Annotated in this window: 19 protein-coding genes; 16 read left to right on the top strand and 3 right to left on the bottom strand. The window is 25.4% G+C overall.

Features of this window, described 5'->3' with window-relative positions; genetic code table 11:
• Window positions 1–33 precede the first annotated feature (33 nt).
• Together I4U89_RS05025 and I4U89_RS05020 are read left to right on the top strand one after the other, a co-directional pair.
• Window positions 34–789, top strand: a complete 756-nt coding sequence (locus I4U89_RS05025; protein ID WP_195938924.1) for a hypothetical protein — start codon at window positions 34–36, stop codon at window positions 787–789.
• 103 nt (window positions 790–892) lie between these two features.
• Entirely contained in the window at window positions 893–2,581 is a 1,689-nt protein-coding gene (locus I4U89_RS05020; RefSeq protein WP_195938922.1) for a MutS-related protein, read from the top strand.
• Window positions 2,582–2,630: 49 nt separating this feature from the next.
• Here I4U89_RS05020 and I4U89_RS05015 read toward each other — a convergent pair whose 3' ends face one another.
• Window positions 2,631–3,305 carry a Crp/Fnr family transcriptional regulator gene (locus I4U89_RS05015; protein ID WP_195938920.1) on the bottom strand — a complete coding sequence of 225 codons (675 nt, stop codon included), beginning with the start codon at window positions 3,303–3,305 and terminating at the stop codon, window positions 2,631–2,633.
• A 341-nt stretch (window positions 3,306–3,646) separates the two neighbouring features.
• A complete protein-coding gene (locus I4U89_RS05010; RefSeq protein WP_195938918.1) occupies window positions 3,647–4,816 on the bottom strand; it encodes a cation diffusion facilitator family transporter in 1,170 nt (389 codons plus the stop codon).
• 331 nt (window positions 4,817–5,147) lie between these two features.
• Here I4U89_RS05010 and I4U89_RS05005 point away from each other — a divergent pair, with 331 nt between their 5' ends.
• The 11 genes from I4U89_RS05005 to I4U89_RS04955 all read left to right on the top strand — a co-directional run bounded on the left by I4U89_RS05005 (window position 5,148) and on the right by I4U89_RS04955 (window position 15,627).
• A complete protein-coding gene (locus I4U89_RS05005; RefSeq protein WP_195938916.1) occupies window positions 5,148–6,467 on the top strand; it encodes an MATE family efflux transporter in 1,320 nt (439 codons plus the stop codon).
• Window positions 6,468–6,678: 211 nt separating this feature from the next.
• Window positions 6,679–7,503 carry a MerR family transcriptional regulator gene (locus I4U89_RS05000; protein ID WP_195938914.1) on the top strand — a complete coding sequence of 275 codons (825 nt, stop codon included), beginning with the start codon at window positions 6,679–6,681 and terminating at the stop codon, window positions 7,501–7,503.
• Window positions 7,504–7,605: 102 nt separating this feature from the next.
• Window positions 7,606–8,247 carry a histidine phosphatase family protein gene (locus I4U89_RS04995; RefSeq protein ID WP_195938912.1) on the top strand — a complete coding sequence of 214 codons (642 nt, stop codon included), beginning with the start codon at window positions 7,606–7,608 and terminating at the stop codon, window positions 8,245–8,247.
• A gap of 9 nt (window positions 8,248–8,256) precedes the next feature.
• Window positions 8,257–9,471: an NAD(P)/FAD-dependent oxidoreductase gene (locus I4U89_RS04990; protein ID WP_195938910.1), complete on the top strand. Its 1,215-nt coding sequence runs from the start codon at window positions 8,257–8,259 to the stop codon at window positions 9,469–9,471.
• Window positions 9,472–9,480: 9 nt separating this feature from the next.
• Complete coding sequence (gene aroH, locus I4U89_RS04985) at window positions 9,481–9,858, top strand: chorismate mutase (RefSeq protein ID WP_195938908.1); 378 nt, start codon at window positions 9,481–9,483, stop codon at window positions 9,856–9,858.
• A 40-nt stretch (window positions 9,859–9,898) separates the two neighbouring features.
• The gene (gene cmk, locus I4U89_RS04980) at window positions 9,899–10,549 is read left to right on the top strand and encodes a (d)CMP kinase (protein ID WP_195938906.1); all 651 of its coding nucleotides are present in this window, start codon (window positions 9,899–9,901) and stop codon (window positions 10,547–10,549) included.
• Between the two features lie 27 nt (window positions 10,550–10,576).
• Window positions 10,577–11,173, top strand: a complete 597-nt coding sequence (locus I4U89_RS04975) for a lysophospholipid acyltransferase family protein (protein WP_330615525.1) — start codon at window positions 10,577–10,579, stop codon at window positions 11,171–11,173.
• A 24-nt stretch (window positions 11,174–11,197) separates the two neighbouring features.
• Entirely contained in the window at window positions 11,198–12,037 is an 840-nt protein-coding gene (locus I4U89_RS04970) for a 4-hydroxy-3-methylbut-2-enyl diphosphate reductase (protein WP_195938904.1), read from the top strand.
• Window positions 12,038–12,312: 275 nt separating this feature from the next.
• The gene (locus I4U89_RS04965) at window positions 12,313–13,647 is read left to right on the top strand and encodes an FAD-dependent oxidoreductase (protein ID WP_195938902.1); all 1,335 of its coding nucleotides are present in this window, start codon (window positions 12,313–12,315) and stop codon (window positions 13,645–13,647) included.
• Window positions 13,648–13,760: 113 nt separating this feature from the next.
• Window positions 13,761–14,597: an alpha/beta hydrolase gene (locus I4U89_RS04960; RefSeq protein ID WP_195938900.1), complete on the top strand. Its 837-nt coding sequence runs from the start codon at window positions 13,761–13,763 to the stop codon at window positions 14,595–14,597.
• A 55-nt stretch (window positions 14,598–14,652) separates the two neighbouring features.
• A complete protein-coding gene (locus I4U89_RS04955) occupies window positions 14,653–15,627 on the top strand; it encodes an acyltransferase family protein (RefSeq protein ID WP_195938898.1) in 975 nt (324 codons plus the stop codon).
• Window positions 15,628–15,686: 59 nt separating this feature from the next.
• Here the strand turns inward: I4U89_RS04955 and I4U89_RS04950 are convergent, their stop codons facing one another.
• Window positions 15,687–15,887 carry an ATPase gene (locus I4U89_RS04950; RefSeq protein ID WP_195938896.1) on the bottom strand — a complete coding sequence of 67 codons (201 nt, stop codon included), beginning with the start codon at window positions 15,885–15,887 and terminating at the stop codon, window positions 15,687–15,689.
• A gap of 416 nt (window positions 15,888–16,303) precedes the next feature.
• Between I4U89_RS04950 and I4U89_RS04945 the strand changes: the two genes are divergently transcribed.
• The 3 genes from I4U89_RS04945 to I4U89_RS04935 all read left to right on the top strand — a co-directional run bounded on the left by I4U89_RS04945 (window position 16,304) and on the right by I4U89_RS04935 (window position 17,461).
• Window positions 16,304–16,864, top strand: a complete 561-nt coding sequence (locus I4U89_RS04945) for an NUDIX hydrolase (RefSeq protein WP_195938894.1) — start codon at window positions 16,304–16,306, stop codon at window positions 16,862–16,864.
• Window positions 16,865–16,973: 109 nt separating this feature from the next.
• Window positions 16,974–17,174, top strand: coding sequence for a hypothetical protein (locus tag I4U89_RS04940; RefSeq protein WP_195938892.1), 201 nt, complete (start codon window positions 16,974–16,976; stop codon window positions 17,172–17,174).
• On the top strand, window positions 17,150–17,461 hold the full coding sequence (locus tag I4U89_RS04935) for a hypothetical protein (protein WP_195938890.1): 312 nt from the start codon (window positions 17,150–17,152) through the stop codon (window positions 17,459–17,461). The genes I4U89_RS04940 and I4U89_RS04935 overlap by 25 nt, the downstream gene beginning before the upstream one ends.
• Window positions 17,462–17,503 lie beyond the last annotated feature (42 nt).

Genomic DNA, 17,503 nt, shown 5'->3' with positions numbered 1-17,503 from the left:
TTTAAACTAACTTATATTTATTCTCTAGTGATGATGAAGGGAAAAAATTATTTAAACGCAGAAGATATAACAAATAGAATAATAGAAATTTTGGAAGACATAGTGGATAACACAAATGATATATCTTTAAAAGAATCTTCTCTTATACAGCTGGGTAGTAACTATATGATGGTAGGAAAAAATGATATGGCAGAAAAAGTTTTGAAAAAAATATACAAACCAACCTGCAATCCAGATGTAATGTTACCTTTTGTATATATGCAACAAGATAAGATATATGAGGCAAGAAAATTAATGCAACAAAACTTAAATGCTTCAGTTGGAGAAGCTATGACATCTTGTATGGGGCTTGCAATTTCTTATTATAGTTATAAAGATGATATTGATGAAAAAGATATTGATTTTGATAAAGCTAGTCTGTATTATCAACTAGCTATTGATATTGATAAATTAGTATATGATGGTAATCAAATGGGATCATTTTTAAACTCAAACTTAGCTCATGTTAATCTAAAAAAAGGTGATATAAAAACTTCATTAATTTATCTAAATAAATTGGTAAACAGCATAGAACGTTTAGGTACTGATATACCTAGACAACTTAATAAAATAGCATACTTTGATAATCTTGATGATATAAATAAAGGCACAACAGTAGACATAGATATATATCAAATGCTAATAGATTCTCTAAATGAAACTTTTAGTTCTTTAAAAGGAAATAATGAATTTGAAGATATAATATCTAGAATAATAGATTTAAGAAAATTAGTTAATAAAGGTAAGTAATAATATACTATTTTTTATATAGTGTAGTATGAAATACGACTTAAGTAAAATTTAAATTAGAACTGGTAAGTCATAAATATAATGATATACACGGGAGGAATAAATGAAAAATATTAATTTAAATATCAATATCTTAGAATTTATATTTGGTTTGATAGCTCTATTATTAATGCTTTTCTCTATAGAACTATACTTTAAGATAAAAAAAAATAAGAAAATAAAAAAAGATATATTATACAAATATGGAAAGGAAGTAAATGAAGAAGATATTGATTATAAAATTAACAGCGTATCTAGTTACTTCAGGAATAAAAATATAGAAGAATGTATAGATGATATAACATGGAATGATTTAAGTATGGACGAAGTATACAAAAAAATTAGCAATACTCAAAGTACTGCAGGAAGAGAAATATTATATAGCATACTAAGAACACCTTTATATAAAAGTGAAGAACTTAAAAAAAGAGATAACTTAATAGAGTATTTTACAAAAAATCCAGATAAACGATTTGAGGTTCAATATATTCTAGCAAAGTTAGGTATAAGTGATGATTTATATACTACAAACTGTTTATTTAATAAATGTGACTATAGCAGAAGTAAACTGTTAAAGTATACTGTACTATCATATATACCAGTATTAAGTTTAATATTAACCTTTTTTAATATATATTTTATTATGCCACTTATAGCATCTATAGGATATAATGTTTGGATAAGTCAAAGTAATCAAAAATATAATTATAATGTAGATGGATTTACATATATGATATCTTTAATAAATACCACAAAAAGATTAAAAGATTTAAATATAAATGAAATAAATGATAACTTAAAAGATATATCAACAAATCTAGATAACATAAAACATATTAGAAAAAAATCCTTAGGCTCAAACACTAATGCCATAATGGCAGATATGAATGTATTTAGTGAATATATGGATATGATATTGTTAAAAGAACTTAAAAGATATGAAAAAGTCAAAAGCACTGTTATAAAAAATGCAGATGACTTTAAAGCTATATATGATTATGTAGGAACTATAGATGCATTAATATCAATTGCATCTTTTAGAGAAAGTTTAGATTACTACTGCAAACCAACTCTTAGTATTAGTAAAAGTAAATATCAAAACCACATAGATTTTGTAGATATATATCATCCTCTTATAAAAAATCCAATAACTAATTCTGCTAATTTTGACGAAAATGTATTAATAACAGGTTCTAACGCATCGGGAAAATCAACATTTATAAAAACTATAGCAATAAATGCAATATTTGCTCAAACTATATATACAACTACTTCAAGAAAATACAATTCATCATACTTTAATATATACACATCAATGGCTTTAAAAGATGATATATTTAGCAATGAAAGTTACTATATAGTAGAAATAAAATCTCTAAAGAGAATAATAGATAACTCTAATAAAGATATACCTTGTTTATGCTTTGTAGATGAAATATTAAGAGGAACTAATACCATAGAGCGTATAGCTTCTTCTTGTGAAGTACTATCAGCCCTTTACAAAAGTAACACTTTGTGCTTTGCAGCAACTCACGATATAGAACTTACTCATATACTTGAAAATAAGTTTGAAAATTATCACTTTGAAGAAACTATAACAAATAAAGACATAAAATTTGATTATAAATTGCATAAGGGAAGATCAGAAACTAGAAATGCTATAAGACTCCTTGAGTTTATGGGCTATGATAGAGATATTGTGGTTAAAGCGGATGAAAAAGCTAAGAACTTTTTATTAAATGGAAAATGGTAAAATATTATAACCATACATTAAAAATAGCATAGCAAAGTTATAAATATAATTATAACTTTGCTATGCTATTTAATTTATCAAAATCTAATATACTAATCTTACCTCTACTTGAAATAAGTATATCTTTATTCTTAAAATCAGTAATCATACGACTTACAACCTCCCTACTAGTTCCAAGTTCCTGTGCTATTTTTTCTTGAGTTAAATATAAGTATTTGCTGCCATTAGTTTTTTGAGAGGTTAATAATAAATATTTTGCTATTCTAATATCTACACTTTCAAAAGCCACTTCCTCTAATACTTTTAACACATTGTTAAATTTAATATAAAGATTTTTAAACATATACTTTTGAAACTCTAATGTATTATAAATGTACTTATTAAATATAGAACTTGGTATAAAAGCAATAACTGTTGGTTCTATAACTTCTGCAAATGCTGGAAAATGTTCATTAGTTAGCATACAAGATATGGAAAGATAACAAGTATCACCTTCCTCTAATTTATAAAGTGTCACTTCTCTACCTTTATCTGATAATTTATACACTCTTATAGAGCCACTTATTATAAGAGAGAAACCTAAGCAAGAAGAGCTTTCATATATTAATGTATAATCACTATCAAATTCTCTAATTATTAAAGAATTTTTTATAATTGATTTAGTTTCTTCATCTAATGTATTTAAAAATGGATATATATATATTAATTCATTCCAATGATTCATTAAATACCTCCAAGTAAATTTATTCATATTAAAAATATATCAAATTTATATATGATATACTACTATAAGTTAATACTCTTATAATAAACAAAAAGAGGAGATAATTGTAAATGGAAACACTTATATTTTTATGTATGGGAGGGTTTATAGAAGTATTTGTAGATTCTAATTTTTCTGACCAGGAACAGGAACATTTTTAGTAGGCATTAAACTTATATATAAGACAATACTTTAATAATATAAAAAAACTAAATTACTATACTTAATACATGTTTGTACTATTATCAATTTTTGTAAAATAAAAGGTGACTAAATTTATTTGAATTTAGGCACCTTTTATTTTAATTATAGTCTTTATCTATTACTATTTTACATTTATAGTGAGGATGTATTTTTTTTACTTCACCTTTTATATACTTTATTATTTCGTCATCAGATGTATCTTTATCATGGGAAGTTACTACATCAAATACTAAAGTTTTTACATCATCATTACCAATAATTCTAAAATCATGCATAGATTTAATATCTTTATGTTTTTTTAATATCTCATTAAGTTCATTTCTTGTTTTAACTATTTCACTATCTTTCATACATATAGGATCCATATGAATAACTAAATGGATATTAAGTTCCTTAGATATATCATATTCGGCATTATCTATAATATTATGTATGGTCATAATATCTATAGTAGCAGGAATCTCAACATGTACAGATGCTATACGTCTTCCAACACCATAGTTATGAACTATTAAGTCATGTACTCCTGATATGTAGTCGTAAGATAATAATTTTTCATTTATAGCTTTAACTAAATGTGGATCTGGTGCTTCTCCAAGTAAAGGACTTATAGTTTCTTTGACTAATGTAAATCCTGCATAGATTATAGCTAAAGAAACTAAAACTCCTATATAACCATCGATTGGAAAAGATATATACTTTGATGCTAGATAAGATAATACAACACAACTTGAAGTAAATACATCTCCAAGTGCATCTGCAGCAGATGCCTTAAGTGCAGATGAATCAATCTTTTTCCCAATATACTTATTAAATATACTTAGCCATAACTTTATTAAAATAGATATAAGTAATAATATAAATGGTACAAATTCAAATACTACAACTTCTGGATTTAGTATTCTTTGTATAGAAGTTTTAGTAAAGCTTACACCAACAAACATAACCATAAATGCAACTATTAAAGCTGATATATACTCTATTCGTCCATGTCCAAAAGGGTGTTCTTTATCTGGAGGCATACTAGCTAATTTAAATCCTACGATAGTTATAATAGAAGATGCCATATCAGAGAAATTGTTAAAAGCATCAGCCGTTATTGCTATACTAGATGTTATAAATCCTACTGAAAATTTAATTATAAAAAGTAGTAAATTTAAAACTATGCCAACAATTCCTGCTAAGTAACCATATCTATTCCTAACACTTTCATTATTAATATCCTCACTATTTTTAATAAAAGATTTAACTAAAAAATTAGAAATCATAAAATACTCCTTTCTTAATATAATTCTTAATATAATTGTTTGCAAATTACAATTATATAATCTAATGCAATATTAATTAGTAAATGGTAAATAGCTACAATAATTTATTCCCAAAATTTATAGTAATAATCATATATTCATAATTATACAGAATAACTCTCTATTTATAAACTAAATATTAATATATAAATCAAATTAATATTGTAAACTATTTACCGATTTTTATTAAATAGTATATACTTTTTAATAAATTTGATAAAAAATATATTGACCCTTTTGTTACACAAGAGTTTATAATCTTAAAAGGAAGAAAGTGAAAAGGAGTGATATTATGATAAGTGAGTTTTTAAAGTATGCAATTCCTTCTGCCTTTGCTATGCTTGTATCGGCATTATATACTATAATAGATGGAATTTTTGTTGGGCAAGGTGTAGGAGATAACGCGTTAGCAGCAGTCAATATAGTACTTCCATTTACCGTGATGTTAGTTGGTATAGCTAATATGATGGCTGTAGGTGGAGGAGCTTTAATCTCTAAAAATATAGGGGCTAAAAATATTGAAAAAGCAGTAAATATATTTAGACAAGTATGTAAATTCTTACTTATAGCAACTGTATTTATAAGTTTAGTATGTGTTATATTTGCAAAGCCTATAGTAAAAATGTTAGGAGCAACAAAAGCTCTTGAAACATTAGCAGTTGACTACTTAAAATACTATGCAATATTTTGTATTCCTAACCTAGTAGGATTAGCACTTAACAGTTTCGTAAGAAATGACGGAAAGCCAAAACTAGCAATGTATTCCATAATAGCAGGTGCTATAACTAATATAATATTAGATTATGTATTTATATTCCCATTTGGGCTTGGAATAAAAGGTGCAGCTATAGCAACAGGACTTGGACAGATAGTAACAGTAGCTATAATGCTTCCTCATTTTATACAGAAAAAAGGTTGTTTAACTTTTGGGAGAGTAAAAATAGAAAAAGAAGTTATAAGTGATTTATTAAAGATAGGATTTCCTTCTTTCTTATCTCAAATAAGTTTCTCCTTTATAGTACTTGTTCATAATTTGACATTAGTGAATGTTATGGGAGAAATAGGAGTATCGGCATATAGTATATTAAATTATATTGGAACTAATATATATATGGTACTATTTGGATTGACATTAGGAGCACAACCTCTTATTAGTTATAACTTTGGAAGAAAAGATAAAGATAAGGTGTTAAAATATTACAAAATTAATTCTATAGCATCTATAGTTACAACAGCTGTATTTGTAGTAGCATGTTATGTATTTGGAAAACAAATAATAGGAATTTTTACAAATGATAAACAAATATTAGAAATAGCATATTTTGCTGTTAAACTAGGAACTTTAAGTTATTTCATGGTTGGGTTAAATATAGGAACAATAGTGTTTTACCAGGCTATAGAGATGCCTAAATTATCTACTTTAATATGTTTATTTAGATCTGTTATATTCTTACCGATATCTTTATTTGTACTATCTAAAGTATTCGGGGCAGATGGTATATGGGCAGGTACATTAGTATCTGAATCATTAACATTTATAGCAATAAACTTAATAGCTAATATAAAAACTTCAACAACTAAATCAATAAATAAACTTGTAGAAACTGCATAGTAAAAAGTAAAGCTATGAATAATAGAGTAAAATCTTTATTGTTCATAGCTTTTTTATTATTTGCAAATTAAAAATATATAATTTACTTTAATGTTAATTTTACTCTTGAAACTATTCTTTTTTTAATTTATTTTATAAAAGAATGTTATCTCTTTAAGTATATGGTCATTTAGCATATACTATAAAAAGATATAAGTTTAGAGGTGATTAAATGGAAAAATACTTTTCAATAGGAGAAATGGCTAAATTAAATAACATATCTATAGAAACATTAAGACACTACGATAGATATAATTTGTTAAATCCAGATTATATAAATGAAAAAACAGGATATAGATATTATTCTATAAAAAGCTTTATGAAGCTTGATATTATAAAAAAATGTAAAGCAATAGGTCTATCATTGGATGAAATAAAAGATGTAATGAATGACTATGATTCATTAGGATCTATACTAAAAACACTTGAAAAACAAAAGGATCTTGTAAACAAAAAACTACATGAGTTAAATACTATAAAGGAAAGTATAGAACACCTTGAAAATGATATAAAGGACTCGCTTGCTATTGGACTTAACAACGTATTTATAAAATATAATGAAGAAAGAAAAATGATAAAATATAATTATTCTGGAAGGTATACAGAAGAATTTGAAATGAATCTTAGAAAAAGTCTAGTGGAGATAGAGGAAATGTATAATACATTTAATTATCAAATAGTTTTTGCCACATCTTACAATGACTTAATAAATAAAGATAAATTAACTTACACAAGAACTATGATAAAAACAGAAGATGCATTAAATACAGATGAGAGAATAATAATTCTACCTAAAGGAAACTACCTTACAATGTATTTTGATGATACCTTTTATGATATAAAAAAATATTATAATTTAATAACAAACTATATAAAGGAAAACAATATAAAAGTTATTGGAGATTTCCATGAAATATATATAATAACAAGAGCAAATAGTAGTGGTGAAATAAAAGCACTAGCACAGATAGAGATACTTATTGAAATTGATATTTAGGGAATAGTTAAAATGATATATCTTTTTAATAAATTATATTTATGGTATAATAAAAATTTAGTAAAAGATAAAAATAACTATATACAACATAGGAGGCAATAAATGGCTAATACATTTTATATAGTAAGACATGGACAAACTAATTGGAACATATTAGGCAAAACTCAAGGGCATGGTAACTCTGATTTAACAGCTAAGGGCGAAGAACAAGCAACTTGTCTTGGTGAAGCTTTAAAAGAGTATCCAATAGATTACATATACAGTAGTGATTTAGGAAGGGCAATACAAACTGCTAACCTTATAGGAGAAAAAATAGGTGTTAAGGTAAAAGAAACACCTGCACTTAGAGAAATGGGATTTGGTGTTTGGGAAGGCCTTTTAATAGATGAAATTAAACAAGATTATTTAGAAACTTATAACACTTGGAGAAATGAACCTCATCTAGTAAATATAGAAGGTGGAGAAACTCTTCATTTAATAAAGGATAGATTAGAAGTATTTATAAAAGAATTAAATGAAAAATATAATGATAAACATATATTATTAGTTAGTCATTCTGTAACAGTTAGAGTATTACTATTAGCATTTTTAAACTCAGGTATGGAAAATATATACAGAATAAAGCAAGATAACACAGCTTTAAACATAGTAGAATATAGAGATTATGGTCCAGTAATAATAAAAATGAATGATACTAGCCATATAAAAAATAATGAAAAGATAAACAACTCTGCATTAGAATAGGAGATATTTATGTCAAAAGTAATAGTAGTTGGTGGTGGTCCATCAGGTATGATGGCAGCTATTACAGCTTCAAAGAATAATAATGAAGTTATACTTATAGAAAGAAATGAAGAATTAGGAAAAAAGCTTAAAGTTACGGGCGGAGGAAGATGTAATCTCACTAATTATAGAGATATAGAAGATTTCTTTGATAAGATAGTAACTAATAAAAAATTTTTATATAGTAGTTTTTATACATTTACTAATCATAGCTTATTAGAGTATTTTAAAAGTAATGGCTTAGAATATATAATAGAAGATTTTAATGATCATAAAGTATATACTAAATCAGGTAAATCAGAAGAAGTTATAGATATACTAAAAAATGACTTAAAAGATAACAATGTTAAAGTTATATATAATAAACAAGTTACAGATATAATAGTAGAAAATGATACAGTTTATGGTGTAATACTTAATGATGGCCAAAATATAAGAGGAGATAAAGTTATAATATCAACGGGTGGTAAAAGCTATCCTCATACAGGTTCAGATGGATCAATGTATGATGTATTAGTTAAGTATAATCACACATTGAAAAAAATATATCCAGCACTTACTCCACTTACTATAAAGGAGCATTGGATAAAAAAATTACAAGGTGTATCTATACAAAATGTAGAAATATCTTGCAAGATAAGAAATAAAAAAATATATCAAGTGGGAGATATATTATTTGCACATTTTGGCCTAACAGGTCCTTGTGTACTTAAATTGTCTTCTTATATAAATAAACATATAGAAGATAACCCAATAGAACTTAACATAGACTTCTTGCCAAATACTAGTTTAGATGAAATATCTAAAATAATAAGAGAAAATCCTAATAAAAATATAATAAATAATTTAAAAAGATTACTTCCACAAAACTTTTTAAAAGAGATTCTTGAGATTCTTAATTTTACTGATAAAAAAGCAAATGAATTAACAAAAGCAGATGAAGAGAAAATAATAAGCTATATAAAATCTATGAAGCTTACTTGTAATGGTACTAAAGGGATAAAAACATCGCAAGTAACAAGTGGTGGAATAACAGTTAAAGAGATAAACTCTTCAACTATGGAATCAAAAGTAATAAAAAATTTATATCTTACGGGGGAATTAATAGATATAGATGCAGAAACAGGAGGCTATAATTTACAAATAGCCTTTTCAACAGGATATTTAGCGGGAATAAGTGTATAGGTGATTAATATGAAAACATTAGCAATAAGAGGCGCAACAACGGTTGTTTCTAATACTAAAGCAGATATACTTGATGAGACTGCAAAATTGGTGCAAACTATAATAATAGAAAATACATTAGATATTGATGATATAGTAAGTATGTGTTTTACAATGACAAATGACTTAGATAAAGTATATCCATCAGTGGCAGTTAGGGATATATTAGATATAACAGACGTTCCTATGCTTAACTTTGAAGAAAAATATATAGAGGGAAGTCTTAAAATGTGTGTTAGAATTATGATGTATGTAAATACAGATAAATCAAAAAAAGATATAAAACATATATATTTAAATAATGCTAAAAACTTAAGAAAAGATCTAATAACAAATGAATACAAATAAACTTCATTAGATAATAGATAAAAAGTTAGGAGAAATAATTATGAGAAATTTAGTAATAGCAGTAGATGGTCCTGCAGGAGCAGGTAAAAGTACGATAGCTAAAATAATAGCAAATAGATTAAACATAAACTATATAGATACAGGTGCAATGTACAGAGCAATAACTTACAAGTGCTTAAAAAATAATATAGATATAAACGACGAAGAAGAAGTAATTAAACTAGCTAAAGCCACAGATATAGATTTTAGAGATAATAATATATATCTAGATGGAAATATATTAAAAGAAGAAATAAGAACTATGGAAGTTAGTAACAATGTATCTAATGTAGCTAAAATTAAAGAAGTTAGATATTTGATGGTAGATGTTCAAAGAGAAATAGGAAAAAGAAATTCAGTTATATTAGATGGAAGAGATATCGGTTCATATGTATTCCCTAATGCAGATTATAAATTCTATTTAGTAGCAACTCCAGAAGAAAGAGGTCAAAGACGTTTCAAGGAACTAAAAGAAAAAGGATATGAAACAACTCTTGAAGAAATAATTAAAGATATAATAAAGAGAGATGAAATAGATTCTAATCGAGAATTTGCGCCGCTTGTTAAGGCTGATGATGCTATAGAAATAAATACAACTGGAAAAACGATAGATGACGTTGTTGAAAGTGTAGTATCTAAAATAAATTTATAATAAGCTTAGTTTTGAAGGGAGATAGATGTGAGTTTTTATAATTTTGCAACAAAAGTACTTTTAATGTTTTCAAAAACATTTTATAAATTTGAAGTTATAGGAAAAGAAAATATTCCAAATGAAGGAAATATAATAATAGCTTGTAATCATAAATCAAACTTAGATCCTATATTTATAGCATCAGCAATACAAAATAGAGAAATAGCAGCTATCGCTAAGAAGGAATTATTTAAATCAAAACCACTGGCATTTATTTTAAATAAATTAAATGTTATACCGATAAATAGAGATAAGCCTGATGTGTCAACTATAAAAAGTATTTTAAGATCTATAAAAGATGGATATATATTAGGTATATTCCCAGAAGGAACTAGAGTTAAAGAACCAGGATTTGGACAGGCTAAAGGAGGGCTTACAGTATTTGCTGTAAAAGGAAAGGCTGATGTTGTTCCTATATCTATAATAAGTAATTATAAATTTTTTAATAGAGTTACAGTATATATAGATAAGCCTATATCATTTAAAGAATATTATGGTAAAAAGCTTACTACTGAGGAGAATGAGAGATTAGCTCAAAATGTATTAGAAGTTATTAAAGAAAATTATTATATACATTCAAAATAATTATTTTGATATAGGGAGAATGATATGAACGTAAAAATAGCTAAAGAAGCAGGATTTTGTTTTGGTGTGAAAAGAGCTATGAAAATGGCTTGGGATGAATTAGAAAAAAATAGTGATGGCATATATGCACTAGGTCCACTTATACATAATAAACAAGCAGTTAAAAAATATGAAAATAAGGGACTTTTAACTATTGATGATATAAACTCTGTTCCAAATTCAAAACATATGATAATAAGATCGCATGGAGTAAGTGAAGATGTATATATAGAAGCTAGAGAAAAAGATATAAGTATAATAGATACAACGTGCCCCTTTGTAAAAAAGATTCATAGAAAAGCTAAAGCCTACTATGATAAAGGATATCAGATAATAGTTATAGGAGATTATAAGCATCCAGAAGTTATCGGTATAAATGGATGGTGTGAAAATAATGCTATAATAATAAAAACACTAGATTACGCAAAAAATTTAGAGCTTGATAAAGATAAGAAATATTGCGTAGTAGCTCAAACTACAATAAATATGGAATTATATAAAGAAATAACAGATTACTTAAAATCTATTTTAGATAATGTGGTATTTAATAATACTATCTGTTCAGCTACAAAAGTAAGACAAGAGGCTGCTAGAGAGCTATCAAATGAAGTAGATTGTGTCGTTGTAATAGGTGGGAAACATAGTTCAAATACTCAAAAACTAGTTAATATATGTAAAGAGTATGTAGACACATACGCAATAGAAACAAAAGAAGAATTAGATATAGATACATTAAAAAAATATGAAAATATTGGAATAACAGCTGGTGCATCAACACCAGATTGGATAATAGAAGATGTTGTTGCATTTATAAAATCATTATAATGAAGTAAACTACTACTTAAAGCTTAGATTAAATATCTAAGCTTTTTATTTGTATAAAATAGTAATGTAAATTAAAATAAAAAAGTCACATAAAAATGTTGATTATAGAATAATTAATTTATATAATTAGTAGTTATTTAAATAATTATATCTAGAATAATATAGATAACTATATCTACATAAGATAATACTAATATTAATAATTATGTTTTTTATATAAAGCTTTGGGTATATATAAAGTATGTTAATAAAATATCAATATGGAGGTAAAAAAGATGAAAGTTATAGTTGTAGGATGTACTCATGCAGGAACAGCTGCAGTTGTTAATATAAAAGAAGAATATCCCGAAAGTGAAATAGTAGTATATGAAAAAAATGATAACATATCATTTTTATCATGTGGTATAGCATTAAGTATTTCAAAAGTTGTGACTGAGCCTGAAAAGCTTTTTTATAACTCTCCTAAAGGATTAGAAGATTTAGGAATTAAAACAAATATGAAACATGAAGTTTTAGATATAGATTTTATTAATAAAAAAGTAAAGGTAAAAAACTTAATAGATAATGAAATATTAGAAGATACTTACGATAAGTTAATATTAACACTTGGTTCATGGCCTATAGTACCTAAGTTTGAAGGTGGAGAGTTAGAAAATATAGTATTATGCAAAAACTATGATCATGCAAAGACTATAATAAATAAAAGTAAAGATGCAAAAAACGTAGTTGTAATAGGTGCTGGTTATATAGGTGTAGAACTCGCTGAAGCCTTTAAAATCCAAGGGAAAAATACTATATTAATAGATGCAGAAGATAGAATAATGTCAAAATATTTAGATTCTGAATTTACAGATATAGCAGAACAAATTTTTACAGAAAAAGGTGTAAGGTTAGAGCTTGGTCAAAAGGTTGAAAAATTTGAAGGTAAAGATGGTAAGGTGAGTAAAGTTATAACAGATAAAAACGAATTTGAGTCAGATTTAGTTGTACTTTGTATTGGGTTTAAACCTAATACTCAATTACTTAAAGACAAAATAGATATGTTACCTAATGGAGCTATAATGATAGATGAGTATATGAGAACAAGTGCTAAAGATGTTCTTGCAGCAGGAGATTGTTGTGTAGTTAAATATAATCCAGCTAACGATACTAGATATATACCACTTGCTACAAACGCCGTTAGAATGGGAACTTTAATAGCTAAAAATTTAATTGAACCAAAATTAAAATATCTTGGAACACAAGGAACTTCAGGAATAAAGATATATGATTTATCAATAGCCTCAACTGGACTTACAGAAGAAATGGCAAATACAACAACTAAATTTAATGTAGGCTCAGTGATGGTTAAAGATAATTATAGACCTGAATTTATGCCAACATTTGAGGAAGCTATTTTAAAACTAGTATTTGATAAAGATAATCATAAAATTTTAGGTGGTCAAATTATATCTAAGATAGATTTAACTCAATTTATGAACACATTATCTGTAGTTATACAAAATGAAATGACTTTAGAAGAATTAGCTGTAACAGACTTTTTCTTCCAACCTCACTTTAATAAACCTTGGAGTTTGTTAAATATAGCTGCACTTGAAGCTATTAAATAGAAATTAGAATAAGAATTATAAAAATATAATAGCATATAATATATAAAAAGACATGAATTAAAATTCATGTCTTTTTATATATTATAGAAGAAAAATTCAAGGATGGTATATAAATGAACTTAAAATCTATAAAACTTAAATTATTGAATATAGGAAAAACTATAACTAATAGCTACATAAAAGATAATAATATAAAAGGGAAAATTATTAAATATGGTAATAATAAGAGACAATATTATAAGGTATATACTCCTTACAACAGCAATTTAAAGTCAACTATATTTTTTATACATGGTGGAGGTTGGTGGCATGGAAATCCATCACTTTATAGTGGTGTAGGAAAATTTTTTTATAAGTTAGGATATCAGACTGTATTATGTGGATATAGACTAGTACCCTTTCATAGATATCCAACTCAGATAGATGATGTATTTAAAGCTTTAAAACATTTTATAGAATGTAATAAAGAAATAAATAGTATAGTAATTGCAGGGTATTCAGCAGGTGGAGAATTAGCTTCTCGTTTAGTGTTTGATCATAATAGACAGTTAAAATACGATATTAATAAAGATTTGTTAAAAGGGTTTATATCTTTGTCTGGAGTGCTTGACTTTTCAAAGTGTACTTCTACATACTCTAAAATATTAGTAAGCAACTATATATATAAAAGTAATATTAAAAAAGCAAACCCTATAAATCTTTTAAACAAGGAAGTTAATTTACCTATACTGTGTATTCATGGAGAACGTGATTCTTTGATTAATGTTAATACTTCTATATCTTTTATTAAAAATGTAAATAATCTAGATGAAAATACTATACTTAAAACAATAAAAAGAGCAGAACATGAAGATACAATAGATATAGTAAGAGGAGGCGGAAATAAATATTCTGAATATATATTAAGATTTATAAAGGAAATAGACGATATAAAGGAAATAGATATATAGATACATTTTTATAACTAATGATTATAGTAAGTGTTTTAAAAGTAAAGGAGTAACTATGAATAAAATCGAAAATAATTACTACATAGATAATATAAAGTTTGTACTCATATTTTTTGTAGTATTTGGTCATCTAATAGAACGATATATGGAAGGTAATTATATTTTAATGGGTATGTATATATTTATATATACTTTCCATATGCCTTTATTTATATTTATATCAGGTTTACTTTCAAAAAATATAAACAAAAGCAAAAAATTTCTTTTGAGAAAGTTACTTATACCGTATATTGTGTTAAATATGATCTGGTATTCTTTGGCATATCTATATACAAAAGAAACTTACATACCAGTTATATATCCAGGATGGACCTTATGGTTTTTATTAAGCCTATTTTTTTGGAGGATATCTCTTAAGTATTTAATAAAAATTAAATACATACTTCCTATAAGTTTTATACTTGGTATTCTTATTGGGCTTGTTCCTAATGGCTCAATATTATCTTTTTCAAGGACTATAGTATATTTGCCATTTTTCTTATTAGGATATTATACTGATATAAATACATTAAACAAGCTATATAATAATATAAATATATGGATTAGCATTCTGGGAATAAGTATGTTTATGGCATTAGCTTTATTTATATCCGAAAATAATATCATAAACTATAGTTTTTTATATGGTTCATATTCTTATTTAGAACTTGGAATAAGTGTATTTGAGGGTAGTATGTATAGGATTATTTTATATTTGTGTAGTATAATACTCTCTACATTTATAATAACTGTGATACCTGATAGAAAGACTTTTTACACTTCAATGGGAAAGTCGACTATGTATGTGTATGTTTACCATGTATATGTAATATTGATAATATTTTATTTAGTACCTGATTGGAATAAAAATATTTTGACTATATGGATTATACTTGCAAGTCCTTTATTTGTAACATATATATTATCTAAAAAAATTTTTGCAAAGATATATGATAAATTCTTTAATAGCATATTTAAATTAATAAAGTAACAAATACGCTCACAAAAGCAACAGCTTAAAGCTATCGCTTTTGTTTGCATGTATTTATATTAGAGTTTCTTTATATAAATTATAGATGTTAAAGGTATATATAAGTTGTAATTCTTATTAGATGCTTTATCTATATGTTTTCTATTCAAAACAACCTCTATAGGGGTTACTCTTATGATTTCACCGTATAGCTTTTCTTTAGATAAATATGAGTATATTTCAACATATTCATTTAAAAAATCTAAAGCATATTTATACATAATGTCAACTCCTAAAAATATGTTTACTATAATATATTAAATTTAAAAACAGATTGTTACATATCATATTAAATTGTTTATTAGCTCATACAGTTTATAAATTATTATATCTAAGTAAAAGGATTAAAGGCAACTTATGTAGAATAAAAAATAATCTTAAAATAAATTTATTAGAAAACTATGAGAAAATATATGGGTATAAATGAACATTTAGATATTATTTAATGAAAGACAATTAAAGAGAATATGTAAAAAAGTCAATTATAAATTATATGATACTTTTAGATAATAAAATAGGAAGAGATAGTAATAAAATAGAAAGTTTAAAAAATCTTGAATATAAAATAATACAAAAGCTACATTAATTTACATATTTATATGTTAATATATACTTATACAGCAAGGGGGATGATAATATGAAATGGATTAAACCTATAAAAGAATATAAGCCATTTAATGAACAAGAAAGTAAAGATAAGGAAATAATATTAAAAGCTATAAATGATTTTGAAGATGTATTAACTAGAAATAACGAAATAGCTCACCTAACATCTTCTACATTTGTAGTAAATAAATCACGTGATAAAGTTTTAATGGTACACCACAATATCTATAATACTTGGTCATGGATGGGAGGACATAATGATGGAGACGATGATTTTTTAAGAGTAGCTATAAAAGAATTGGAAGAAGAAACAGGTGTTAAAAATCCACGGATAATAGGAGATGATATATTTTCTATAGACATATTAGAAGTTAAAAGCCACATCAAAAGAGGAAAATATGTAGCCCCTCATCTTCATTTATCTATAGCATATTTAGTAGAAGCTGATGAAAATGAAGAATTAATAGTTAAAGAAGATGAAAATAGTGGAGTTATGTGGATACCTATAAATAAATTAGATGAATACATAAAAAATGAGCCTCATATGTTAAGACTATACAATAAATTTATAGATAAAATGAATACTAAATAATATAAAGGATGAAAATTTTATAAAAGATTTAGATAGTTATATTGATATCATAAAAAGATTGCCAAGTAAATAAAAATACACTAGAAAAGATTTATTAATAGAAAGCCTATTGCTAGATAGGGATAAAAGTTTAGAAATATACTACATTTCCAGAAGTGAAAAAATAAATACTTATACTAAAGTGTTTATAGTTGAGATAACACCAGGATTTGAACAAATGAGTACATATATATCTAACTTCAAAAATGGATTAGAAAATTCTTATAACATAACTAGGGGGATAACATGGGACTGTGTAAAAATGAGATGAAAAAACTTATTAGAGGAGAAGTAGAAGCCGTTTACATAAAATCAGAGTTAGAGTTACATGATACTACAGCTATATCTGTACAAGTATGGAATTATGATAAAGAAAAAGATATAATATCATATACTATATTAACTAAGTCAAATATCAATAAACCATACTTTATAAAAATAAAAAATGGAGCTGATTTTGCAGATAAGAAGTATGTAGGAGAAAGTTTAACAGATGATGCTAAACTTACATTAACTACTAAGGAAAAGGCCTATAACATTTTAGAGAATTTAAAATAGCTTAAAATCCTAGGTATATTTTTTAATATGATATACCTAGGA

Origin of the sequence: Romboutsia sp. 1001713B170131_170501_G6 (genome assembly GCF_015668195.1) — a bacterium.
Taxonomy (GTDB): domain Bacteria; phylum Bacillota; class Clostridia; order Peptostreptococcales; family Peptostreptococcaceae; genus Romboutsia_C.
The sequence above is the reverse complement of the archived record's forward strand: the minus strand, read 5'-3'. Positions and strand labels throughout refer to the sequence as shown.